Genomic DNA, 23,860 nt, shown 5'->3' with positions numbered 1-23,860 from the left:
CTCCGCCCGACCCGGCGCGTACGGCAGGATCGCCGGCATGAGCCTCGACGTCGTCGCCCTCCGCGCGCAGTTCCCGGCCCTGCTGGGCGGCGCCGCGCACTTCGACGGACCGGGCGGCACGCAGGTGCCCACGCCGGTCGCGGACGCCGTCCACGCCGCCCTGGTCCAGCCCACCGCCAACCGCGGGGCGACCACGCAGGCCGAGCGGAACGCCGACGACGTCGTGCTGGGCGCCCGCCGGGCGATCGCCGACCTGGTCGGCGGCGACCCGCGCGGCGTGGTGTTCGGCCGCAGCGCCACCGTGCTGACCTACGACCTGGCCCGCACGCTGGCCGCCGGGTGGGGGCCCGGCGACGAGGTCGTGGTCACCCGGCTCGACCACGACGCGAACGTCCGGCCGTGGGTGCAGGCCGCCGAGCGGGCCGGGGCCACCGTCCGCTGGGTGGACTTCGACCCGGCGACGTCCGAGCTCACCGTCGCCGACGTGGCCGCGGTGGTCAGTGACCGCACCCGGCTGGTGGCGGTCACCGGCGCGTCGAACCTGATCGGCACCCGGCCGCCCTTGCCGGCCATCGCCGGCGTGGTGCACGCCGCCGGTGCGCTGCTGCACGTGGACGGCGTCCACCTCACCGCGCACGTGCCGGTGGACCTCTCCGAGCTGGGCTGCGACACCTTCGTCTGCTCGCCGTACAAGTTCCTGGGCCCGCACTGCGGCGCGCTGGTGGCCGCCCCGGCGTTCCTGGAGACGCTGCACCCGGACAAGCTGCTGCCCTCGACCGACGCGGTCCCCGAGCGCTTCGAGCTGGGGACGCTGCCCTACGAGCTGCTGGCCGGGACCACCGCGGCGGTCGACTTCCTGGCCTCGCTGGCCGGGACGTCGGGCGGGCGCCGGGAGCGGCTGCTGGCGGCGTTCCACGCCGTCGAGGAGCACGAGGACGCGCTGCGGGTCGGCCTGGAGGACGCGCTGCGCGAGCTGCCCGGGGTCACCCTGTGGTCGCGGGCCGCCCACCGGACGCCGACGCTGCTGGTGACCTTCGAGGGCCGGGACGCCGCCGACGCCTACCGCTACCTCGCCGCCCGCCGGGTCAACGCCCCGGCCGGGTCGTTCTACGCGCTGGAGTGCTCCCGCCACCTGGGCCTGGGCGACACCGGCGGACTGCGGATCGGCCTGGCGCCCTACACCGACCAGGACGACGTCGACCGCCTGCTGGACGGCCTCCGCGGCTTCCTCGCCGGCTGACGTCCTGGTCCCGCCCGCCGCGGGTCACCCCACCGTCATCGGGTCGCGTCACGGGCCGACCCGATGACTGCCAGGTGACCCCCTGCGCCGACCCGGGCGGCTACCGGAGCGTGGGGAAGCCGCCGGCCAGCTGGTCGAAGGCGGCGTGCAGGTCGTCGGCCAGCGAGCCGTCGCCGGCCAGCCAGGTCTCGAACGCGGTGGTCGCGGCGGCGCGCGTGGACAGCGCGACCAGCCGGGGGACCAGGCCGTCGGCCCGGGTGCCCGTGCGCCGCGCGACGTGCTCGGCGACCACCCGGTCGACGTCGGCGTAGCGCACCTGGGAGTGCGCCTGCAGGGCCGGCTCGGTGAGGATCAGCCGCATCCGCTCGCGCAGCAGCGGCAGGTCGGCGTCGGCGTAGTCGTTGACCTCGACGTAGGCCGCGCAGATCGACGCCAGCACCGGCTGGTCGTCGGAGGTGGCCGCCAGCATCCCCTCCAGCCGCAGGACGTGGGCATGGAAGTCCCCCCACACGGTGTCGGCCTTGGTGGCGAAGTGCCGGAAGAAGGTGCGCCGGCTGATCCCGGCCGCGTCGGCGACCTCGTCGGCGGTCACCGTCTCGAAGTCGTGCCGGGTGAACAGGTCCAGCGCCGCCGCCTCGATCCGGGCGCGGGTGGCCTCGCGGGCGTCGGGGGCGGGACCGGTCACGGTCCCGATCATCCCCCTCGGCACCTCCGGGGACCGGGAGGTGCCGTCCCTCTTGTCGGTGGCACTCGGTGCCACTACGGTCGGAGGGGTCAGTGACCCAGCTCACCAGGAGGCACCCGTGCCGGAGCAGACGCAGGCCGCCGAGACCACCGCCCCCGCCACCGAGGAGGTCCTCGTCGAGGACTCGTTGGTGGAGGAGGTCTCCATCGACGGCATGTGCGGCGTGTACTGAGCCGTTGGCCGACACCGCACTCGTCACCGACCCCGCGGCCGGCACCACGCCGGCCGCGGGGGAGGTCACGATCCCCGCCGACGAACTCCCCTTCGACCCCTCCCTGCCGTGGCAGAAGTCCGCGTCCGTGGCGCTGCGCCCGGAGCCCTTCGGCGCGCTGGTCTACCACTTCGGCAACCGCAAGCTGTCGTTCCTGAAGTCCCAGCCCCTGGTGGCGGTGGTGAAGGCCCTCGGTGACCACCCCGACGTCCCCAGCACGCTGCGCGCCTGCGACGTCCCCGAGGCCCAGCACCCGGCCTACGTCACCGCGCTCGCGACGCTCTCGCGTTCCCAGATGATCGAGAAGAGGAGCACCCCGTGACGGCAGTCCTGCCTCCGCGCGCCCCGGCCCAGCGGCCGACCGGCGGCAAGCTGATCGACCAGTTCGAGTACGGCCTGGACGCCCCGATCTGCCTGACCTGGGAGCTCACCTACGCCTGCAACCTGGCGTGCGCGCACTGCCTGTCCTCCTCGGGACGGCGTGACCCCCGCGAGCTGTCCACCGCCGAGGCCGAGGGCGTCATCGACGAGCTGCAGCGCATGCAGGTCTTCTACGTCAACGTCGGCGGCGGCGAGCCCACCGTCCGCCCGGACTTCTGGCACCTGCTGGACTACGCCATCGGCCACGACGTCGGGGTCAAGTTCTCCACCAACGGCGTGAAGCTGAACAAGCAGCGCGCCGCGCAGCTGGCCCGCACCGACTACGTCGACGTGCAGATCTCCCTGGACGGCGCCACCGCCGCCGTCAACGACCGGGTCCGCGGCACCGGCTCCTACGCCACCGCGATCACCGCCCTGGAGAACCTGGCCGAGGCCGGGATGAACGACTTCAAGGTCTCCGTCGTCGTCACCCGGGAGAACGCCGGCCAGCTCGACGCCTTCAAGGAGCTCACCGACTCCTTCGGCGCGCAGCTGCGGATCACCCGCCTGCGACCCTCCGGTCGCGGGGCCGACGTGTGGGACGAGCTGCACCCCACGATGGCCCAGCAGAAGGACCTCTACCAGTGGCTGCTGGCCAACGGCGACGGCGTCCTCACCGGTGACTCGTTCTTCCACCTGTCCGCGTTCGGTGAGGCCCTGCCCGGGCTGAACCTGTGCGGCGCCGGCCGCGTGGTGTGCCTGATCGACCCGGTCGGGGACGTCTACGCCTGCCCGTTCGCCATCCACGAGAACTTCCTGGCCGGCAACGTGCGCAGCCCGGGCGGCTTCCAGACCGTGTGGCAGCAGTCCGAGCTGTTCGCCGACCTGCGCAACCCGCAGACCGGCGGCGCGTGCACCAAGTGCCAGCACTTCGACTCCTGCCGGGGTGGCTGCATGGCCGCCAAGTTCTTCACCGGCCTGCCCCTGGACGGCCCGGACCCCGAGTGCGTGCAGGGCTACGGCGAGACCGCCCTGGCCGCCCGCGACCTGGAGCTCATCACCCCCAAGTCGCACATCGACCACTCCCACAAGGGCCCGGTCCGCGGCCAGCCCACGCTGCTGGGCATGCCCTCGATCCCGCCGGCCAAGATCTGCGACGAGTCGCCGCTGGCCGGGATGGACCTGCGGTAGCCCGTGCCTCTGACCGACCCCTGGGTCCTCGCGGGTCGGACGGCGCCCTCCCGGGTGCTGTTCGGCCCGCACGAGACCAACCTCGGCTCCGGCCGGGCGCTCTCGCCGCGGCACGTCGCGTACTACGCGCGGCGGGCCGCGGGCGGGGCAGGGGTCGTCGTGGTCGAGGCCGCGTCGGTGCACCCCTCGGACCACCCGTACGAGCGGGCACCGCTGGCCGCCGACTGCGCCCCGGGCTGGGCCGCGGTCGGTGACGCCTGCCGGCCGCAAGGAACCGTGGTGCTGGCCGGGCTGACCCACACCGGCGGCCAGGGCTCCTCGGCGTGGACGCAGGCGCCGCTGTGGGGTCCCTCCCGCGAGCCCGACGTCGTCAGCCGGCAGGTGCCGGTGCCCATGGGGTCGGCGGAGTGCGCCGCGCTGGTCGCCGGGTTCGCCGGGGCCGCGGCCACCGCGGTGGCCGCCGGGCTGGACGGCGTCGAGGTGGACGCCGGACCGCGGTCCCTGCTGCGCCAGTTCCTCTCCGCGCTGACCAACCACCGGGACGACGTGCACGGCACCGACCGGTCCCGACTGCTGCGCGAGGTGCTGGCCGCCGTCCGGGCCGCGCAGGGACCCGACCGGGTGCTGGCGCTGCGGCTGTCGGTGGACGAGTCGGCACCCTGGGCCGGGCTGACGCCCGAGGGGTGCCGCCCGCTCGTGGCCGAACTGGCCCCGCTGGTCGACCTGCTCACCCTGGTCCGCGGCAGCGCGCTGGACCAGGCCGCCTACCGGCCCACGGCGTCGCGCACGCCGAGGTTCCACGTGGAACTGCTCGCCGCAGCCGGCCGCACGCCGGTGGTCGCCCAGGGGTCGGTGGTCGACCCCACCTCCGCCGACCAGCTGCTGGCGGCCGGCTTCGCCGCGGTGGAGATGACCCGGGCGCTGGTCGCCGACGCGGAGCTGGTCACGACCGTGCGGGCCGGGCGCGATCCCCGGCCGTGCCTGCTGTGCAACCAGGCGTGCCAGGTGCTCGACACCCGGAACCCGCCGGTCAGCTGCGTGGTCGACCCCCTCAGCGGCCACGAGCTGACCGAGCCCGACGTCGATCTCGGGGCCCCGGGCGACGGCCGCAGGGTGGTGGTCGCCGGGGCCGGGCCGGCCGGGCTGGAGGCGGCCCGGGTGCTGGCGCTGCGCGGGTTCGCCGTCGAGGTGGTCGCCCCGGCGGTCGGCGGGTTGCTGCCGGTGGTCGCGGCCGCGCCGGGCCGGGAGCGGTTCGGCGTGTTCGCCGACTGGTCGGTCGCGGAGTGCGCGCGGCTCGGGGTGCGGTTCCGCCCCGGGACGGCGGAGGACGCCGACGTGGTCGCCACGGGCGGCCTCCCCGGCACCCCCGTGGTGGCCGGCGCCGTCCCGGCCGCGGACGTGCTGGCCGGCGCGGACCTGCCGCCCGGCCCGGTCCTGGTGCACGACCCGGTCGGCGGCCCGGTCGGCGTGGGGGTGGCCGAGCTGCTGGCCGCCGGCGGCCGCGAGGTCGTGATCGCCACCCCGGACGACGTCGTGGGCACCCGGCTGGGCCCGACCGGCGACCTGGTGGACGCCAACCGCCGGCTGGCCCGCGCCGGCGTCCGCCGGGAGACCGGGGTGCTGCTGCGCGGCTGGGCCGACGGGGTCGCGGAGCTGGCGCACCGCTGGACCGGTGCGGTGACCGCAGTCCCCTGCGCGGTGGTGGTCGACGCCGGTCACCGGCTGCCCGGCACCGTGCTGCCCGACGGGGGCCGGGCACGGTTCGCCGGCGACGTGGTCGCCCCGCGGACGGTGCTCGACGCCGTGCTGGAGGGCCGTCGGGCCGCCCTCGCGGTGGCCGACCGGGTGCCGGTGCAGGCGTGAGCGTGACCCCGGCGCTGGACTCGTTGCTGGTCAGCAAGCCCTGGTACCTGCGGGGCCCGGCGGCGTGGAAGCCACGAACCGGGCGGCCGAGGGCCGCGGCCCCGCAGGGGCCCTGACGGTCCGACCTCCGCTGGGTCGGACCGCGTACAGCCACGCAGCGGGGGACCCGACGAGAGGAACAACTGATGGGCAAGCTCGAGGGCAAGGTCGCCTTCATCACCGGTGCGGCACGCGGCCAGGGCCGCAGCCACGCGATCCGGTTGGCGCAGGAGGGCGCGGACATCATCGCGGTCGACCTGTGCGCGCAGATGGGGTCGGTCGGCTACCCGATGGCCACCGAGGAGGACCTGGCGGAGACGGTCCGCCAGGTCGAGGCGCTGGACCGGCGGATCGTGGCCAGCGTCGCCGACGTCCGGGACTCGGCGGCGCTCAAGGGCGCCGTCGACGACGGCGTCGCGCAGCTCGGCCGGCTGGACATCGTGCTGGCCAACGCCGGCATCGCGACGTTCGCGCCGGTCGAGGAGCTGACCGACGACATGTGGGACGAGATGATCGCGGTCAACCTGACCGGTGTCTTCAAGACCGTCCGGGCGGCGGTGCCGCACATCAAGGCCGGCGGGCGGGGCGGCGCGATCGTGCTGACGTCGTCCACGGCCGGCATCAAGGGCCTGGCCAACCTGGCGCACTACGTGGCGGCCAAGCACGGCGTCGTCGGGCTGGTGAAGACGATGGCCAACGAGTTCGCGCCGGACAGCATCCGGGTCAACTCGGTGCACCCGACCTCGGTGAACACCGACATGATCCACAACGAGGAGACCTACGGGCTCTTCCGGCCGGACAAGCCGAAGTCCGAGGTCACCCGGGAGGAGGCCGCGGAGTCCTTCAAGGTCATGAACGCGCTGCCGATCGAGTGGGTCGAGCCGGTCGACATCTCCAACGCGATCCTCTTCCTGGTCAGCGACGACGCCCGGTACGTCACCGGCGTCCAGCTGCCCGTCGACGCCGGCGCGGTGCAGAAGTGACGGGGAGGGTCGAGGGCAAGGTCGCGTTCATCACCGGCGCGGCCCGGTCCCAGGGCCGCAGCCACGCGCTGCGGCTGGCCCAGGAGGGCGCCGACATCATCGCCGTCGACGTCTGCGGGCCGATCGAGAGCATCGGCATGTACCCGCCGGCCACCGACGAGGACCTGGCGGAGACCGTCCGCCAGGTCGAGGCGCTGGACCGGCGGATCGTGGCCACCAAGGCCGACGTCCGGGACACCGCGGCCATGAAGGCGGCGGTGGACGACGGCGTCGCCCAGCTGGGCCGGCTGGACATCGTGCTGGGCAACGCCGGGGTGTTCGAGATCCAGCCCGCGCTGGAGCTCTCCGACGAGGCCTGGCGGGAGATGATCGACATCAACCTGACCGGCGTCTGGAACACCTGCAAGGTGGCCCTGCCGCACCTCATCGAGGGCGGCCGGGGCGGGTCGATCGTGCTGACCAGCTCGACGGCCGGGCTCAAGGGGACGCCGAACACGATCCACTACACGGCGGCCAAGCACGGCGTCGTGGGCGTGATGCGGACGCTGGCCAACGAGTTCGCCCAGCACTCGATCCGGGTCAACAGCGTGCACCCGACCGGGGTGGACACCGTGATGATCCAGAACCAGAAGACGTGGGGGCTGTTCGCACCGGACGACCCGGCGCCCTCGCGGGAGAAGGCGGCGCCGATCTTCGAGTCGACCAACGCGCTGCCCGTCCCGTGGGTGGAGCCGGTCGACATCTCCAACGCGATCCTGTTCCTGGTCTCCGACGAGGCGCGCTACATCACCGGCGTGACCCTCCCGGTCGACGCCGGCTACACGGTCAAGTGACCACCGGGGCGGCCGGGGGGACACCCCGGCCGCCCCCTCACGACGGGACCCCATGGACCACACCACCCTCGACGTGCGCGCCGTCCGCGAGCGCGTCGCCACCCACCTCGTCGGCCGCGACCGCGAGCTCGACCTGCTGCTGGCCGCCGTGGCGGCCGGGCGCGACGTCCTCGTCGAGGGCCCGCCCGGGACGTCGAAGAGCACCCTGCTGCGGGCGATCACCGCCGAGTGGGGCATCCCCCTGCTGCTGGTCGAGGGCAACGCCGACCTCACGCCCACCCGGCTGGTCGGCCACCACAACCCGGCCCGGGTGCTCCGCGAGGACTACACCCCGGACAACTTCGTGGCCGGGCCGCTGGTGGAGGCCATGCGCACCGGCGGCTTCCTCTACGTCGAGGAGTTCAACCGGGCACCCGAGGACACCCTCAACACCCTGCTCACCGCGATGGCCGAGCGGACGATCACGGTGCCCACGGTCGGCACCGTCGAGGCGGTCGGCACCTTCCGGGTGATCGCCTCGATGAACCCCTACGACGCGGTCGGCACCACCCGCATGCCCACCTCCGTCTCCGACCGCATGTGCCGGCTGGCCGTCGGGTACCAGGACGCCGAGGCCGAGCGCGGCATCGTCGCCCGCCGCACCGGCATCACCGAGCGCCGGCTGGTCACCGACGCGGTCGCGCTCACCCGGGCCACCCGGGAGCGGGACGACGTCCGGCAGGGCAGCAGCGTGCGCGGGGCCATCGATCTCGCCCTGGTCACCGCCCAGCTGGCGGCGATGCGCGGCGTCGCCGTGCCCGACACCGACGAGCTGCGCGGCCTGCCCGTGGACTACACCGGCACCGTGTGGGACGCGATGGTGGTCGCCCTCAGCGGCCGGGTGCACCTCGACGAGATCGCCGAGCGGACGCCGGAGGGCGTGCTGCGGGAGATCTGGGAGGACCACTTCCTGCTGCAGCCGGCCGCGGCGGAGCCCGGTTGAAGAGCCGTCGAGGCCGACTCGCCGGTCACCCGCCGGGACCGGCCCGGGGCCCCGCGCGGGATGCGGCCGCTGCGCCGCCGTCCCAAGCAGCTGACCGAGCAGCCCAGCACCTACGAACCCGCCCGGGGCGGGGCCGGGCTGGCGCTGTCGTCGGGTGACCGGCGGCGGCAGCGGGCGCGGGTGCAGGGCGGCGGCTCGGCCCCGGGGACGACGGACGAGCCGGCCGAGCTGATCGCGCTGGCCGACCTGGACACCCTCGCCGAGGCCGACGCGGTGACCCGGCAGCGGGCCCGGCAGATCGCGCGCCGGCTGGCCGTGCCGCGCCCGCCGCGCGACCGGCGGGCCCGGCGCGGGGGGGGGGAGCTGTCCAGCGTGCGGTTCGCCGGGGGCTCGGACGCCCTCGACCTCGAGCGCACCCTGGAGTCGGTCGCCGGCAAGCCCTGGCCGGAGGACGACGACCTGGTGGTGCGGGAGCGGCTGCGCCGTCGGCGGTCGGTGGTGCTGGTGGTCGACGTCAGCGGCTCGATGAAGGGCGAACGGCTGCGCACCGCGGCCGCCACGGTGGGCGCGCTGGCCGGGGAGCTGGGCCGGGACGCCCTGGGGGTGGTCGCGTTCTGGTCCGACGCGGCAGGGCTGGTGCCGCTGGGGGCCCCGGTGGAGCCGCTCGCGGTGGTCGACCTGCTGCTGCGGGTGCCCACCCAGGGCCTGACCAACGTCTCGTTCGCGCTGGAGACCGCCGGACGACTGCTGGCCGGGGTGCCGCCGCGCGACGCCCGGGTGCTGCTGCTGAGCGACTGCGTGCACAACGCCGGTCCCGACCCCCGGATCGCCGCCGCCCGCCTGCCCCGGCTGGACGTGCTGCTGGACACCAGCGGCGAGCAGGACGTCGACCTCGGCCGGGACCTGGCGCAGGTGGGCCGCGGCCGGGTGCGGCTGGTCCGCGACCACACCGACGTCGCCCGCGCCCTCACCGCCGTCTTCGGCGACTGACGCCGTTCCCGGCGTGGATCAGCTGGGTTCACCAGACGCCGTCCTGGCTCACCGGCGTCGGCGAGCCAGGACGGCCGTGGATCAACCCAGCTGATCCACGCCGGGCGCCGGGTCAGGTGAGGGGGGACCTCGGCAGCATGCGGTCGCTGATGATCCGCTTCTGGATCTCGCTGGTGCCCTCGAAGANGTGCCCGCCCGCGGCCGCGGTCGCGGCCGCGGGCGGGCACCGGGTGGTGCTGCTGGAGGCCGCCGACCAGCTCGGCGGTCAGCTGCGGCTGGCTGCCTCGGCGCCCGGGCGGGGGGAGCTGGCCGGGTTCGTCGACGCCGACGCCCGGGCGTGCAGTCGGCTGGGGGTCGAGGTCCGCACCGGCACCGCGGCGACGGCGGACCTGCTGCGGCAGCTGGCACCCGACGTCGTCCTGCTGGCCACCGGGGCCGTGCCCGGTGCACCCGCCTGGGCCGGGGACGACGAGCGGGTGGTCGACGTGGCCGACGTCCTCGCCGGGCACGCCGCGCCGACCGGGGACGTGCTGGTGGTGGACGACCTGGGTGGTCCGCACGCCTCGTCCACCGCCGAGCTGCTCGCCGCCCGCGGGTGCCGGGTGGAGGTGGTCACCGGCGCCCTGGTGGCCGCGCAGGAGCTGGGCCCGACCCTGGACCGGGAGCTCTGGCACGGCCGGGCCGCCGCGGCCGGGATCACCCAGACCGTCGAACGGGTCCCGCTGGCGGTGGCCGCGCGCCCGGACGGGCGGCGGCAGGTCACCCTGCTGCACCACCTCACCGACACCGTCGAGACCCGGGTGGTGGACTGGGTCGTGACCGCCACCCACCCGACCCCGCTGGACGGCCCGGCCGTGCCGGACGGCGTCCCGGTGCACCGGATCGGTGACTGCCTGGCCCCGGGCGGGGTGGCGGCCGCCGTCGCATCGGCCGAGCGCGCGGTGGCGCAGCGGTGGTGAGCCTGGCGGGTGCCCGGTCGCCCGAGCTGGGCGACCGGCCGACCGTCGTCGTCCCGCTGGGGTCGGTGGAGCAGCACGGCCCGCACCTGCCGCTGGGCACCGACACCACGGTGGCCGCGGCGGCCGCGGCCGGGCTGGTGGACCGTCGGCCGGACCTGCTGCTGGGTCCGCCGCTGGCCTACGGCGCCAGCGGTGAGCACGAGGGCTTCCCGGGCACGGTGTCGATCGGCACGCAGGCGCTGACCACGGTGCTCGTCGAGCTGGGCCGGTCGGCCGGTCGCTGGGCGGGCCGGCTGCTGGTGGTCAACGGGCACGGCGGCAACCTGGAGGCACTGCGGGCCGCCGTCCCGCTGCTGCGGCACGAGGGCCGGGACGTCGCCTGGTTCCCCTGCGGCGTGCCCGGCGGCGACGCGCACGCCGGCCGGACCGAGACCTCTCTGCTGTTGCACGTGGAACCTGCCGCCGTGCGGACCGACCTGGCCGAACCCGGGGAGACCGCGCCGATCGCCGAGCTGCTGCCCCGGCTGCGGTCCGGCGGGGTGGCCGCGGTCAGCCCGAACGGCGTGCTCGGCGACCCGACCGGGGCGTCGGCCGGCGAGGGGGAGCAGTTCCTCGCCGGGCTGGTGGACCGGCTGGTCGCCGCGGTCGACGGCTGGGACCTCGGCCCCGACGGTCGGCTGCGCGGGTGAACCGGCCCGCGTGGCGGTGGCCCGGCTGGGCGTCCGCGGTCGTCGGCGGGCTCTTCGCGCTGCTCTCCTTCGCGTGGGGCCTGGGGTCCACCGTCGGGATCAGCAGCCTGGGCGGCCGGATCGAGGAGCTCGCGCGCGAGGGCGACCCGACCGTGCTGGCCCTGGCCTGGGTGACCGGGCTGGCGAAGGCCGTCGGCGCTGCGCTGGGGGTCGTCCTGGCCACCTGTCCCGGCCGGCTGCCCCGGCGCTGGTTGCTGCGCACCGCCTGGGCCGGGGCCGCCGTGCTGGTGCTCTACGGACTGGCCCAGCAGGTGGGGGTGCTGCTGGTCCTCACCGGTGCGGTCACCCCGACGACGCCGCCGGCCGACGGCGTCCTGCTGACCCGGGCGCTGCTCTGGGAACCCTGGTTCTGGGTGTGGGGCCTGCTGCTGGGTCTGGCCGCCTGGTGCGCCCCGGCCGTGTGGGACCGCCGATGACCGCGCCGATCGCCCCACCGCCCGCCGGGCGCCTGCCCGACGGGTTCCGGGTCGTGCTCGACCCCCGCACCCGACGGCGGGACGGCGGCGCCACCCTGCTCGGCGGGTCCCCGCTGCGGCTGCTCCGGCTGGCCCCCCGCGCCCGCGCCCTGCTGGCCGGCGACGAGCTGGTGGTCACCGACCCGACGACGGCCGCGCTGGCCGCCCGGCTGCTGGACACCGGCCTGGCCCACCCGGCGCTGGACCCCGTCGACCCGGCCGGCACCACCGTCGTCGTCCCGGTCAAGGACCGCACCGCCGAGCTGGCCCGGCTGCTGGCCGCGCTGCGGGCCGACCTGCCCGGCGTCCCGGTGCTCGTCGTGGACGACGGGTCGGCCGACCCGGCGGCGCAGGCCGCCGTCTGCGCCGCGCACGGCGCACGGGTGATCCGGCACGACACCGCCCGGGGTCCCTCGGCCGCCCGCAACGCCGGCCTGGCCGCGGCGACCACGCCCGCCGTGGCCTTCCTGGACTCCGACTGCGTCCCGGTCCCGGGATGGCTGGGCGTGCTCGCCGCGCACCTGGCCGACCCCCGGCTGGCCGTCGTCGCGCCCCGGGTCGTGGCGCTGCCGGCCGACCGCCGGGGCTGGGTCAGCGGGTACGAGGACGCCGTCAGCGCCCTGGACATGGGGGCCCACCCCGCGCCGGTGGCGCCGCTGACCGGGGTGTCCTACGTGCCCAGCGCGGCCCTGCTGGTCCGGCGCATAGCCCTGGACAGCGGTTTCGACGAGTCCATGCAGGTCGCCGAGGACGTCGACCTGGTCTGGCGGCTGGCCGCGGCCGGCTGGCGGGTGCGCTACGAGCCGGCGGCCCGGGTCGCCCACGAGCACCCCGCGCGGACGGCGGACTGGCTGCGGCGGCGGGCCTACTACGGCACCGGCGCCGCGCTGCTGGCCGAGCGGCACGGGGCGGCGGTCGCCCCGGTCGTGATGTCCCCGTGGTCGGCGGCGGCCTGGGGCCTGGTGCTGCTCGGTGGCCGGCCCGGCGCGGTCGCCGCGGCCGGGGTGCTCGCCGTGGCGACCCGGCGGCTGGCCGACCGGCTGGGCGACCCGCCACCGGTGCAGCTGGCCGCCGGCCTCGTCGTCCGGGGCACCTGGTCGGCGGGCCGGACGCTGGCCCGGTCGGTCACCCGGCACCACTGGCCGCTCGTCGTCCCGCTGCTCGGGGTGCGCAAGGTCCGCCGGCTGGCCGCGGCGGCCGCGGTGGTCGACGCGGTCGGCGCCTGGTGGCCGCACCGGCACCAGGTGGGCCTGCTGCGCTTCGCGGCCGGCCGCCGGCTGGAGGACCTGGCCTACGGGGTCGGGCTGTGGCGCGGCGCGCTGCGGGCCCGCGACCCCCGCGCGCTGCTCCCGGCCCGTCCGCCGCGCACGTGAACACCGGGTGACGCCGCGCGGTTCGGGGAACACCTCCGGCCGGCCGCGCCTTGGGCCTCCCTGTGCAGTCCCTGCGGGGGCCATCCGCACGACGACGCCGAGGAGCTCGCCATCAGCACCGCCACCAGCACCGCCGGGCAGACCGCGCCCGCGACCACCGTCACGCCGCCGAGCCGGCTGAAGCTCGCCCTCACCCTGGGCGCCTTCGTCGCGCTCGGGCCGCTGACCATCGACATGTACCTGCCGGCGCTGCCCACCATCGCCGACGACCTCGGGACGACGTCGGCCGCGGTCCAGCTCACGCTGACCGGCACCCTGCTCGGCCTGGCCCTGGGCCAGCTCGTCCTGGGCCCGCTGGCCGACCGGTTCGGCCGCAAGCGCCCGCTGATCGCCGGCACCGCGCTGCACGTGGTGGCCTCCCTGCTCGTGCTGATCGCCCCCAACATCGCGGTGCTCGGTGCGCTGCGCGTGCTGCAGGGCGTGGGGACGGCGGCCGGTGCGGTGATCGCCCTGGCGGTCGTCCGCGACCTCTACACCGGACGGGCAGCGGCGACGCTGCTGTCCCGGTTGTTCCTGGTCATCGGCGCGGCCCCGGTGCTCGCGCCCACCCTCGGCGGGGAGCTGCTGCGCTACACCTCCTGGCGCGGGGTGTTCGTCGCGCTGGCGGTCTACGGGCTGCTGCTCGTGCTCGTCGTCGGGGCGTCGCTGCCCGAGACCCTGCCCGCGGAGCGGCGGAACAGCAGCGGCCTGCGCGGCACCGCCCGCGCCTACACCGCCCTGTTCCGGGACCGGGTGTTCGTCGGCCTGGTCGGCGTCGCCGGGCTCACCATGGCCGGGCTCTTCAGCTACGTCTCGGGTGCCTCCTTCGTCTACCAGGACGAGTTCGGCCTGGACGAGCAGCAGTTCGGCCTGCTGTTCGGCGCCGGTGCGGTCTGGCTGATCGGGGCGACCCAGCTCAACCCGGTGCTGCTGCGCCGGTTCCAGCCGCAGGCGATCCTGGTCGGCGGTCTCGCGCTGGCCGGGGCGGCCGGGGTCGTGCTGCTGGTGCTGGCCTCCACCGGCACCGGCGGCCTGTTCGGCGTGGCGATCCCGATCTGGGTCGTGCTGGCCGGCAGCGGGCTGGCGCTGCCCAACGCCCCGGCGATCGCGCTGAGCCGGCACGGCGAGTCCGCCGGCACCGCGGCCGCCATGCTCGGCGCCGTCCAGTTCGGCGTGGGCGCGGTCGTCGCCCCGGTGGTCGGCGTGCTCGGCAACGACGGCGCGGCGATCGGGGCCGTGGTGGTGGCCGCGTTCGCCCTCGCCGGGGTCGTGCTGGCCGTCGTCGTCCGGCCGTGGCAGCTGCCGCGGTGGGAGGCCGGCGACTGAGTCCTGGCGGATTCGGGCCGCGCAGGTCACCATGGCGATGACATGAGCCACTGGGCAGAGCAGCCACGGGTGAGCGCGTGACCACGGTGAACCCCTGGCTCGCGTTGCCCGACGGCGCGCCCACCCCGGTGGTGACCCGGCGGTTGCGCGCTGCGCACGAGGCGCTGGTCACCCGCGGTGGTCGCGGCCCGACCGGCCGGCACGTGCGCCCGGTGGTCTGGGAGTCCTGGCGGCGCAGCCTGGGCAACGGCGTGGACCCCGACGGCGTGGCCGCCCCGGTCGACCTGCTCGACGACGATCTGGTCGCCTACCGGGAGGCGCACCCGCTGGCCGCGGTCATGCCGGTGATCCGCCGGTTGCTGGTCGCCGACGCCGAGGCCGACAAGATGATCGTGGCGGTCACCGACGCCGCCGGCCGGGTGCTGTGGGTCGAGGGCGACCGGCAGCTGCGCGGCCAGGCCGAGCGGATGCACTTCGTCGCCGGCTCCCGCTGGGGCGAGGACGTCGTGGGCACCAACGCCCCGGGCACCGCGCTGGCGCTGGACACCCCGGTGCAGATCTTCGGCAGCGAGCACTACAGCCGCACCGTGCAGCCCTGGAGCTGCTCGGCCGCCCCGGTGCACCACCCGGTGACCGGCGTGCTGCTGGGCGCCATCGACGTGACCGGTGGCGACCACGTCGCGAGCCCGCACGTGCTCACCCTGGTCCGGGCCACCGTGGCGGCCGCGGAGTCCGAGCTGCGCTGGCAGCACCGCGAGCAGCTGGCCGGCGGCCCGGCCCTGCCGCCGCGGCGGGTGCCGACCACCCCGCTGCTGGAGGTGCTGGGCCGCGAGCGGGCCCGCCTGACCACCAGCACCGGCCGCACCGAGCTGTCGCTGCGGCACTCGGAGCTGGTGCTGCTGCTGGCCGAGGCCGCGGTGACCGGCGAGGGCCGCAGCGCCGAGCAGCTGGCCGCGGAGGTGCACGCCGGCGACGCCGCCGCCGTCACCGTGCGGGCCGAGCTGTCCCGGGTGCGCAAGCTGCTGGGCGAGGACCTCGTCGGGTCCCGGCCGTACCGGCTGACCTCGCCGCTGGACACCGACCTGGACCAGGTCCGCCGGCTGCTGACCCGCGGCGCGGTGGCCACCGCGCTGGAGCGCTACGCCGGGCCGGTGCTGCCGCGCTCGGAGGCGCCCGGGGTGCGGGCCGCCCGCGCCCGGCTGACGGGTTCGCTGCGCGCGGCGCTGCTGCGCGCGCCCCGCCCGGACCTGCTGCTGCGGTACAGTCGGCTCCCCGAAGCCGCCGACGACGCCGCCGTCTGGCAGGCCCTGCTCGACGTGCTGCCGGTGAGCTCGCCCCGCCGGGCCGCCGCGGCCAACCAGCTGCTCCGGCTGCGCCGCACCCCGCGCCCCCGCTGATCCCCGGGCCCCGCGGGGCGGGGTGGAAAGCTCTGAACACGTGACCGCCACCGCCGCGCGCCCCGCCGCCCTCGACACCCGCCGCGCGGTGCTGGCCATCGCCGCGCTGTCCCTGGGCGCGGTGGGCATCGGGGTCAGCGAGTTCGTCACGATGGGGCTGCTGCCCGAGATCGCCGACGGCGTGGCCGTCGACATCCCCACCGCGGGCCACCTGGTCTCGGCCTACGCGTTCGGCGTGGTGGTCGGCGCCCCGGTGATCGCGGCGACCGCGGCCCGGCTCCCGCGCAAGGGCCTGCTGCTGGGCCTGCTGGTCGCCTTCCTGGTGGGCACGGCGCTGACCGTCGCCGCCCCCGGTTACGGCACCCTGCTGGCCGCGCGGTTCGTGGCCGGGCTGCCGCACGGGGCGTACTTCGGCGTGGCCTCGCTGGTGGCCGCCTCCCTGGTGGCGCCCGAGCTCAAGGGCCGCGCGGTCAGCTCGGTGATGCTGGGCCTGTCGGTCGCCACCCTGGCCGGGGTGCCCGCGGCGACCTGGCTCGGGCAGAACCTGGGCTGGCGGACGGCGTTCGTGGCGGTGGTGGTGCTCGCCGTCCTCACCGTCGTCGCGGTGCTGGCACTGGTGCCGCGCACCCCGGGCAACCCCGAGGCCACCGTGCGCAGCGAGCTGGGCGCGCTCCGCCGTCCCCAGGTCTGGCTGACCCTCGGGGTGGCCGTCGTCGGGTTCGGCGGGTTCTTCGCCCTGTACGCCTACATCGCCCCGCTGACCACCGAGGTGGCCGGCATGGACGCAGGGTTCGTCCCGGTGGTGCTCCTCTGCTTCGGCGTCGGCGGGGTGCTCGGCACGGTGCTGGGCGGGAAGCTCGCCGACGTCGCCCTGTTCCGCTCGCTGGTCTGGTCGATGGCGGCCACCGGGGTGCTGCTGGGCGCGGTGTACGTGGCCGCGCGCAACCCGGTGTCCCTCGTCGTCCTGGCGTTCTGCATCACGATCGTCACGTCGGTGCTGGTGGTGACCCTGCAGCTGCGGCTGATGGAGGTCGCGGTGGGCGCCGAGCTGCTGGGCGCCGCGCTCAACCACTCCGCGCTGAACGCGGCCAACGGCGTCGGCGCCCTGCTGGGCGGGGCGGTCATCGCCGCCGGGTGGGGGTACGAGTCCACCGCGGTGGTCGGTGTCGTGCTGGCGGTGCTGGGGCTCGGGGTGCTGGCCTGGTCGGCCGCGCTGCGCCGCCGGGAGCTCCGCGCCGGCTGAGCTGCAACAGGCCTGCAACGTTGCACGCTCCAGCAGCTGCGGCATCCGGTCGCCGTCCGGTCGGCCTCTGCGGACCCACAGGCCTGTTGTCTCCGCACACGCGGGCTGTCCCGAGTGCGGTCCGCCAGGTAAGCGTGGCCTAAGGACTGTGTCCGTCGGCACACTCGGGCCAGGTGGCGGGCGACCGCTGTCACACGACCCTGCAACGAGGCGGAGTACATGACGCAGATCAACGTGCGGGTCGACGGGGCGTCCTACGTGGACGACGTCGAGCCCAGAACACTCCTGGTCCACTACCTGCGGGAACAGCTCGGCAAGGTGGGCACGGTCGTCGGTTGCGACACCAGCAACTGCGGCGCCTGCACCGTCCACCTGGACGGCGAGAGCGTGAAGTCCTGCACCGTGCTGGCCGTCCAGGCCGACGGCAGCGAGGTCACCACCATCGAGGGCATCGCCGACGGCGCGACCCTGCACCCGATGCAGAAGGCCTTCCACGAGCAGCACGGCCTGCAGTGCGGCTACTGCACGCCCGGGATGATCATGGCCTCGATCGACCTGCTCAAGAACAACCCGAACCCGAGCGAGCACGAGATCCGCGAGGGCATCGAGGGCAACCTCTGCCGGTGCACCGGCTACGTCAACATCGTCCGCGCGGTGCAGCAGGCCGCGGGCGAGATGAGCTCCACCACGACGGGAGCACAGGCATGACCCTCACCGACGAGCCCACCACCGTCACCGAGCCGGCCAAGGAGGTCGGCTCGGCCCGCCTCCGCAAGGAGGACGGCCGACTCATCACGGGCAAGACCAACTGGACCGACAACATGGTCCTGCCGGGGATGCTGCACATGGCGTTCCTGCGCAGCCCGGTCGCGCACGGCACGATCAGCAACCTCGACGTCAGCGCCGCGAAGGACCGCCCGAACGTGGTCGCGGTCTTCACCGGGCAGGACTTCAAGGACGAGCAGGGCAGCATCCCCTGCGCCTGGCCGGTCACCCCGGACATGGTCAACCCCGGCCACCCCTCGATCGCCGTGGACACCGTGAACCACGTCGGCGAGGCCGTCGCCATCGTCGTCGCCCGCACGCGCACCGCCGCGGTGGACGCCGTCGAGGCCATCGACGTCGACTACACCAACATCCCGGTCGTGCTGGACATGGAGGAGGCCGTCAAGGACGGCGCCGACCTGGTCCACGCCTCCACCAGCTCCAACACCAGCTACCACTTCGTCTTCGACGCCGGCGAGGCCGGCACGGGCACCGACACCGACGCGGCCTTCGCCGACGCCGAGGTCACCGTGTCCCGCCGCTTCGTCCAGCAGCGCCTGATCCCGGCGTTCATGGAGCCGCGCTCGGCCGTGGTCGGCGTCTCCGGCGACAACTACACGCTGTGGTCGGCCACCCAGATCCCGCACATCCTGCGGGTCATGGGCGCCCTGACCACCGGCATCCCCGAGCACAAGCTCCGCGTGGTGGCCCCCGACGTCGGCGGCGGCTTCGGCGGCAAGCTGCAGGTCTGCCCGGAGGAGATCCTGGCGCTGCTGGTGGCCCGCCGCCTCGGCAAGCCGGTGAAGTGGACCGAGACCCGCTCGGAGTCCCTGATGACCGCCCACCACGGGCGCGACCAGGTCCAGTTCATCGACGTCGCCGCCAAGAAGGACGGCACCGTCACCGGCCTGCGGGTGCGCCTGCTGGCCGACATGGGTGCCTACCTGCGGCTGATCACCCCGGGCGTGCCGGCGCTGGGCGCCTTCATGTTCCCGGGCATCTACAAGTTCCCGGCCTACCGCTTCGAGTGCGACGGCGTGTTCACCAACAAGGTGCCCACCGACGCCTACCGCGGTGCCGGTCGGCCCGAGGCCACGTTCGCGATCGAGCGGATCATGGACGAGCTGGCTGTCGAGCTCGACATGGACCCCATGGAGCTGCGCCGCAAGAACTGGATCAACGCCGAGGAGTTCCCGTTCACCTCGGTGGCGGGCCTGCAGTACGACTCCGGCGACTACGAGCAGGCCACCCAGGCCGCGCTCGAGCTGCTGGGCTACGACGAGCTGCGCGCGGAGCAGAAGCAGCGCCGCGAGTCCGGTGACCCGGTCCAGCTGGGCATCGGCATCTCGACGTTCACCGAGATGTGCGGCCTGGCCCCCTCCCGGGTGCTCGGCTCGCTGGCCTTCGGCGCCGGCGGCTGGGAGCAGGCCTCCATCCGGATGCTGCCCACCGGCAAGGTCGAGGTCATCACCGGTTCCACCCCGCACGGCCAGGGCCACGAGACGGCCTGGAGCCAGATCGCCGCCGACCAGCTGGGTGTGCCCTTCGAGGACATCGAGGTGCTGCACGGCGACACCGCGGTCAGCGCCCGCGGCCTGGACACCTACGGCTCGCGCTCGTTGGTCGTCGGTGGCACCGCGGTGGTCAAGGCCGCCGAGAAGGTCGTGGCCAAGGCCCGCAAGATCGCCGCGCACCTGCTCGAGGCCAGCGAGGACGACCTGGAGTTCTCCGGCGGGAAGTTCTCCGTCAAGGGGACGCCGGGCGCCGGGCTGGGCATCCAGGAGATCGCCCTGGCGATCTTCGCCGCGCACGACTACCCGGAGGGCATCGAGCCCTCGATCGACGCCGAGGCGGCGTTCGACCCGGTGAACTTCTCCTTCCCGCACGGCACCCACCTGTGCGCGATGGAGGTCGACACCGACACCGGGTTCGTCAAGATCCGCAAGTACGCCTGCGTCGACGACATCGGCAACATCGTCAACCCGATCATCGTCGAGGGCCAGATGCACGGCGGGCTCGCCCAGGGCATCAGCCAGGCCCTGTACGAGGAGGCGATCTACGACGCCGACGGCAACCTGACCACCGGCACCTTCGTGGACTACCTGGTGCCCTCGGCCATGGACCTGCCGACCTTCCACACCGGCAACACCACGCACGCGGCGACCAGCAACCCGCTGGGCGCCAAGGGCGTCGGCGAGGCCGGCTGCATCGCCAGCACCCCGGCCGTGGTCAACGCCGCGCTGGACGCCGTCCGGCACCTCGGGGTAAAGGACATCCTCATGCCGCTGACCCCCGAGCGGGTCTGGCGGGCCATCCACCAGGGCGGGGACGGCGGGGCACGCGCTGCCGAGGGCAGCAACGCCTACGGCGGCGCCCGCACCACCGAGTCCGGTTACGAGGAGGCGAAGTGATCCCCGCTGCGTTCGCGTACGCCCGCCCCACCACCGTCGACGAGGCCTTGTCGGCCATCGCCGCCGGCGGGGAGGACGTCAAGATCATGGCCGGTGGGCAGTCGCTCATCCCGGTCATGCGGCTGCGGCTGGCCGCACCCGAGACCGTCGTCGACCTGACGAAGGTGACCGAGCTGCGCGGCGTCCGCGAGGACGGCGACTCGCTCGTCATCGGGTCGATGACCACCCACTCGGACATCCTCCGCGACCCGCTGATCGCCCGGTACGGGAAGCTCATCGCCGAGGCCACCGAGACCGTCGCCGACCCCGCCGTCCGGCACCGCGGCACCTTCGGCGGCGCCCTGGCGCACGCCGACCCCGCCGGTGACCTGCCGGCGGTGGCCCTGGCGCTGGACGCCGAGTTCGTCATCGCCGGTCCCGGTGGTGCGCGGCGCTCGGTGCCGGCCGCGGCGTTCTTCGTCGACTACCTGACGACGGCGCTGGAGGACGGCGAGCTGCTCGTCGAGATCCGGGTGCCCAAGCTCGGCGAGGGCTGGGGGGTCCGGTACGAGAAGTTCAACCGGGTCGCCCAGGCGTGGTCGATCGTGGCCGTCGCCGCGGCGGTGCGCCGGGAGGGCTCGACGATCGCCGAGGCCCGGATCGGCCTGACCAACATGGGCTCCACCCCGCTGCGGGCCACCGCCGTGGAGCAGGCCCTGGTCGGTGCCGACGTCAGCCTGGAGACCGTCACCGCGGCCGCCGCGCAGGCCGCCGAGGGCACCGAGCCCAGCAGCGACCTCAACGCGCAGGCCGACTACCGCCAGCACCTGGCCAGGGTGCTGACCGGACGAGCGGTGCGGGCGGCCGCCGGGCTGTAGCGTCGCCAGCAGGCTCCAGCACGTCCCCCGGACGCCGGCCGGTCCACCCCTCTCGCGGGTGGGCCGGCCGTCGTCCGCACACACCACCCGGAGGTCCACCAGTGCAGTTGGAGAACTCTTTCCTCGTCCCCGTCCCCATCGACGACGCATGGAAGGTGCTGCTGGACATCGAGCGGATCGCTCCGTGCATGCCCGGTGCGGCGCTGGACTCCGTCGACGGCGACGACTTCACCGGACGCGTGAAGGTCAAGCTCGGCCCGATCAACCTCACCTACGCCGGCAAGGCCTCCTTCATCGAGAAGGACGAGGCCACCCACAAGGCGGTCATCGACGCCCGCGGCAAGGACCAGCGCGGCAACGGCACGGCCGCGGCCGTCGTCACCGCCCAGCTGCAGGACGAGGGCACCTCGACCCGGGTCAACGTGCTCACCGACCTGAACATCACCGGCCGGCCGGCCCAGTTCGGCCGCGGCGTGATGACCGACGTCGGCAACAAGCTGCTCGGCCAGTTCGCCGACAAGCTGGCCGCCCAGCTGGGCACCAGCGACGAGCAGCACGCCCTCGACCTCGAGGCCGCCGCCCAGCAGCAGGAGCCCACCGTCAAGGGCAAGGCGGCCGAGGCCGCCGCCACCGCCGCCGGTGCGGTCGGCGAGGTCGCGGAGTCCGTGGCCAGCACTGACGCCGACACCCCGATCGCCGAGGCCGCCCGCAAGGCCGGGGCAGCCACCGCGGCCGCCGCCGACCAGGCAGCCGACGCGGCGGGCGAGGCGGCCAAGCCCGCCAAGAAGGCGCCGTCCAAGCCGCCGACCGGCACCACGGGTCCGGCGAACAAGCCCGGCACCAGCGGTCCGGCCGCCTCCCGCCCCCGGGCGGTCCAGGCCGAGCCCGAGCCGATCGACCTGCTCGAGGTCGCCGGCGGCGCGGCGTTCACCCAGTTCGCCAAGCCCGCCGCGATCGGCGTCGGCGCCCTGGTGCTGGTCGCCTTGCTGGTCCGCCGCATCCGCAAGTAGCCCCACCCGCTCCCCGGAGCGTTGATCAGGGGGGTGCCGCGAACTCCGTCCTCCTGCGCCAGATCTGGTGCAGGAGGACGGACTTTGCGGCACCCCCCTGATCCATGCTGAGGCCAGGGCGTCAGGCGAGGGCGGCGAGCCAGGTGGCGACGGCGGACCGGACGGCGGACGGGACGGCCTTCAGCGCGTGGTCGCCGCGCACGGCCACCACCTGCGCCCGGTGGTCGCCCAGCGCGCCCTGCACCTCGGCGGGGCCGCCGAACGCGTCGCTGTCGCCCTGCACGACCAGCACCGGGACGTCGACGCCGGTCAGCTCGTGCGCCCGGCTCTTGTCCGGCTTGCCCGGCGGGTGCAGCGGGAACGCCAGGCACAGCACGGCGCTGGCACCCAGCGGCCCCGCCGTCCGGCAGGCCACCCGGGCCCCGGCGCTGCGGCCGCCGAAGACCACGGGCCCGGTCAGCAGGTCGACGATGCCGGCGTGGATCGCCGTCCAGCCCTCGTCCAGCCGCGGGGGAGCCGCGGCCACCCGTTTGCCGGCCACCCGCCAGGGCTGCTCGACCCGGAGCACCCGCCAGCCGCCGGCGACGGCGGCGTCGGTGGCGGCCAGCAGGTCCGGGGCCTCGATGCCGCCGCCGGCGCCGTGGCCCAGCAGCAGCGTGCCCACCGGCGGGCCCGCCGGGTCGTCGACGGTGACCCGGGCCGGGCCCAGGGGCGTGTCGACGTCGCGGGGGCTCACGCGGTGGCGGGCCGGCGGGTCAGCGGCGGCAGCGCGAAGCCGTCGGCCACGTGCGCGGCCAGCTCCAGGTAGGCCTGGCGGGCCGGGGCACCCACGCGGTCGAGGTCGATCAGCCCGCCGGTGACCAGGTGGGTGTCGTAGGGGATCTCCACCACGGCGCGGCAGCGGGCGGCGAAGTGCGCCCGCACCATGCCCATGTCCACGTCCCCGGTGTTCGGCCGGACGCTGGAGATGACCGCCACCGACCGGGAGACCAGCTCCTCGTGCCCGTGCGCGATCAGCCAGTCCAGGGTCTTGCTGGCCCGGCTGGCGCCGTCCACCGACGGGGCGCCGACGACCACCAGGGAGTCGGCGATGGCCAGCGTCCCGGACATCGCCGAGTGCAGCAGGCCGGTGCCGGAGTCGGTCAGGATGATGTTGAAGTACCGCGCCAGGATGTCCGCGACGGTCGTGTACTCCTCCTCGCTGAACGCCTCCGACAGCGCCGGGTCCTGGTCGCTGGCCAGCACCTGCAGCCGGCCGGCCAGCGAGGTGAACGCCGAGACGTCGGTGAAGGACCGGATCCGGTCGGTGGCGGCGAGCAGGTCGCGCACGGTCACGTCGGTGACGTTGGTCAGCCGCTCGGCCAGCGTGCCGGCGTCGGGATTGGCGTCCACGGCGACCACCCGGTCACCGCGGTGGTGGGCCAGCGTCAGGCCGAGGCAGCAGGTGGTGGTGGTCTTGCCGATGCCGCCCTTGAGCGAGACCACGGCGATGCGGTTGCTGCCGCGCACCGGCGTGGTCACCCGCTGCACCAGGGCGCGGTGCTCGATCTCGGCCTGGGACAGACCCGGGTTCACCGTGCCACCGCTGGCCTTGTGCAGGAACCGTCGCCAACCGCGGGTCGGCGTCTCGGCGGCCTGGCGCAGCAGCGACTGCGAGGTCAACGAGGGCGGGGGACCGGCGGGCTGCGGCTGACCGGACTGCTGGTCCGGCGTCCAGGTGGCGCTGCCCTGGCTCTGTCCCTTACACACATACGAAGCTGCCGACGCTAACCACTATGCATGTTACGCTGGCGGCGCATACCGTTAAAAAAAAAAAAATTCTCGCCCCCTCTCTTACTC

Annotated in this window: 22 protein-coding genes; 19 read left to right on the top strand and 3 right to left on the bottom strand. The window is 75.0% G+C overall.

Annotated elements, in window-relative coordinates; all coding sequences use genetic code 11:
- Positions 1-37 precede the first annotated feature (37 nt).
- Complete coding sequence (locus LFA75_RS09980; protein WP_225233491.1) at positions 38-1,240, top strand: cysteine desulfurase-like protein; 1,203 nt, start codon at positions 38-40, stop codon at positions 1,238-1,240.
- 100 nt (positions 1,241-1,340) lie between these two features.
- Here LFA75_RS09980 and mftR read toward each other — a convergent pair whose 3' ends face one another.
- On the bottom strand, positions 1,341-1,925 hold the full coding sequence (mftR, locus tag LFA75_RS09975; protein WP_225233490.1) for a mycofactocin system transcriptional regulator: 585 nt from the start codon (positions 1,923-1,925) through the stop codon (positions 1,341-1,343).
- A 118-nt stretch (positions 1,926-2,043) separates the two neighbouring features.
- On the opposite strand from mftR, the gene mftA reads away from it, so the two are divergent.
- From mftA to LFA75_RS09885, 18 genes are all read left to right on the top strand, one after another.
- Positions 2,044-2,157, top strand: a complete 114-nt coding sequence (gene mftA / locus LFA75_RS09970) for a mycofactocin precursor MftA (RefSeq protein ID WP_225233489.1) — start codon at positions 2,044-2,046, stop codon at positions 2,155-2,157.
- A 4-nt stretch (positions 2,158-2,161) separates the two neighbouring features.
- The gene (mftB, locus tag LFA75_RS09965; RefSeq protein WP_225233488.1) at positions 2,162-2,518 is read left to right on the top strand and encodes a mycofactocin biosynthesis chaperone MftB; all 357 of its coding nucleotides are present in this window, start codon (positions 2,162-2,164) and stop codon (positions 2,516-2,518) included.
- Positions 2,515-3,747: a mycofactocin radical SAM maturase gene (gene mftC / locus LFA75_RS09960; RefSeq protein WP_225233487.1), complete on the top strand. Its 1,233-nt coding sequence runs from the start codon at positions 2,515-2,517 to the stop codon at positions 3,745-3,747. Before mftB ends, mftC begins: the two co-directional genes overlap by 4 nt.
- A gap of 3 nt (positions 3,748-3,750) precedes the next feature.
- Positions 3,751-5,610: a mycofactocin system FadH/OYE family oxidoreductase 1 gene (locus LFA75_RS09955; RefSeq protein WP_225233486.1), complete on the top strand. Its 1,860-nt coding sequence runs from the start codon at positions 3,751-3,753 to the stop codon at positions 5,608-5,610.
- A 185-nt stretch (positions 5,611-5,795) separates the two neighbouring features.
- On the top strand, positions 5,796-6,632 hold the full coding sequence (locus LFA75_RS09950) for a mycofactocin-coupled SDR family oxidoreductase (protein WP_225233485.1): 837 nt from the start codon (positions 5,796-5,798) through the stop codon (positions 6,630-6,632).
- Positions 6,629-7,465 carry a mycofactocin-coupled SDR family oxidoreductase gene (locus LFA75_RS09945; RefSeq protein ID WP_225233484.1) on the top strand — a complete coding sequence of 279 codons (837 nt, stop codon included), beginning with the start codon at positions 6,629-6,631 and terminating at the stop codon, positions 7,463-7,465. The genes LFA75_RS09950 and LFA75_RS09945 overlap by 4 nt, the downstream gene beginning before the upstream one ends.
- A 52-nt stretch (positions 7,466-7,517) precedes the next feature.
- Positions 7,518-8,447 carry an AAA family ATPase gene (locus LFA75_RS23830; protein WP_263639369.1) on the top strand — a complete coding sequence of 310 codons (930 nt, stop codon included), beginning with the start codon at positions 7,518-7,520 and terminating at the stop codon, positions 8,445-8,447.
- 60 nt (positions 8,448-8,507) lie between these two features.
- A complete protein-coding gene (locus tag LFA75_RS09935; protein WP_225233483.1) occupies positions 8,508-9,437 on the top strand; it encodes a vWA domain-containing protein in 930 nt (309 codons plus the stop codon).
- A 955-nt stretch (positions 9,438-10,392) separates the two neighbouring features.
- Positions 10,393-11,085, top strand: coding sequence for a mycofactocin biosynthesis peptidyl-dipeptidase MftE (mftE, locus tag LFA75_RS09930; protein WP_225233482.1), 693 nt, complete (start codon positions 10,393-10,395; stop codon positions 11,083-11,085).
- On the top strand, positions 11,082-11,561 hold the full coding sequence (locus tag LFA75_RS09925; protein ID WP_225233481.1) for a DUF3995 domain-containing protein: 480 nt from the start codon (positions 11,082-11,084) through the stop codon (positions 11,559-11,561). Before mftE ends, LFA75_RS09925 begins: the two co-directional genes overlap by 4 nt.
- Entirely contained in the window at positions 11,558-12,973 is a 1,416-nt protein-coding gene (mftF, locus tag LFA75_RS09920; RefSeq protein ID WP_225233480.1) for a mycofactocin biosynthesis glycosyltransferase MftF, read from the top strand. Before LFA75_RS09925 ends, mftF begins: the two co-directional genes overlap by 4 nt.
- 60 nt (positions 12,974-13,033) lie before the next feature.
- A complete protein-coding gene (locus tag LFA75_RS09915) occupies positions 13,034-14,338 on the top strand; it encodes a multidrug effflux MFS transporter (RefSeq protein ID WP_318250070.1) in 1,305 nt (434 codons plus the stop codon).
- Positions 14,339-14,415: 77 nt separating this feature from the next.
- On the top strand, positions 14,416-15,735 hold the full coding sequence (locus tag LFA75_RS09910) for a sigma-54-dependent transcriptional regulator family protein (RefSeq protein WP_225233479.1): 1,320 nt from the start codon (positions 14,416-14,418) through the stop codon (positions 15,733-15,735).
- A gap of 40 nt (positions 15,736-15,775) precedes the next feature.
- Complete coding sequence (locus LFA75_RS09905; RefSeq protein WP_225233478.1) at positions 15,776-16,978, top strand: MFS transporter; 1,203 nt, start codon at positions 15,776-15,778, stop codon at positions 16,976-16,978.
- A gap of 219 nt (positions 16,979-17,197) precedes the next feature.
- Positions 17,198-17,686, top strand: coding sequence for a (2Fe-2S)-binding protein (locus LFA75_RS09900; RefSeq protein WP_225233477.1), 489 nt, complete (start codon positions 17,198-17,200; stop codon positions 17,684-17,686).
- Positions 17,683-20,154, top strand: coding sequence for a xanthine dehydrogenase family protein molybdopterin-binding subunit (locus tag LFA75_RS09895; protein WP_225233476.1), 2,472 nt, complete (start codon positions 17,683-17,685; stop codon positions 20,152-20,154). Before LFA75_RS09900 ends, LFA75_RS09895 begins: the two co-directional genes overlap by 4 nt.
- On the top strand, positions 20,151-21,011 hold the full coding sequence (locus tag LFA75_RS09890) for an FAD binding domain-containing protein (protein ID WP_225233475.1): 861 nt from the start codon (positions 20,151-20,153) through the stop codon (positions 21,009-21,011). Before LFA75_RS09895 ends, LFA75_RS09890 begins: the two co-directional genes overlap by 4 nt.
- A 101-nt stretch (positions 21,012-21,112) precedes the next feature.
- Positions 21,113-22,021, top strand: coding sequence for an SRPBCC family protein (locus LFA75_RS09885; protein WP_225233474.1), 909 nt, complete (start codon positions 21,113-21,115; stop codon positions 22,019-22,021).
- A 121-nt stretch (positions 22,022-22,142) separates the two neighbouring features.
- Here LFA75_RS09885 and LFA75_RS09880 read toward each other — a convergent pair whose 3' ends face one another.
- Positions 22,143-22,757, bottom strand: a complete 615-nt coding sequence (locus LFA75_RS09880; RefSeq protein ID WP_225233473.1) for an alpha/beta hydrolase family protein — start codon at positions 22,755-22,757, stop codon at positions 22,143-22,145.
- A complete protein-coding gene (locus LFA75_RS09875) occupies positions 22,754-23,770 on the bottom strand; it encodes a MinD/ParA family ATP-binding protein (RefSeq protein WP_225233472.1) in 1,017 nt (338 codons plus the stop codon). Before LFA75_RS09875 ends, LFA75_RS09880 begins: the two co-directional genes overlap by 4 nt.
- Positions 23,771-23,860: the final 90 nt, after the last annotated feature.

Source organism: Klenkia terrae (assembly GCF_900491935.1).
In the GTDB taxonomy this organism is placed as follows: Bacteria; Actinomycetota; Actinomycetes; order Mycobacteriales; family Geodermatophilaceae; genus Klenkia; species Klenkia terrae.
The sequence above is the reverse complement of the archived record's forward strand: the minus strand, read 5'-3'. Positions and strand labels throughout refer to the sequence as shown.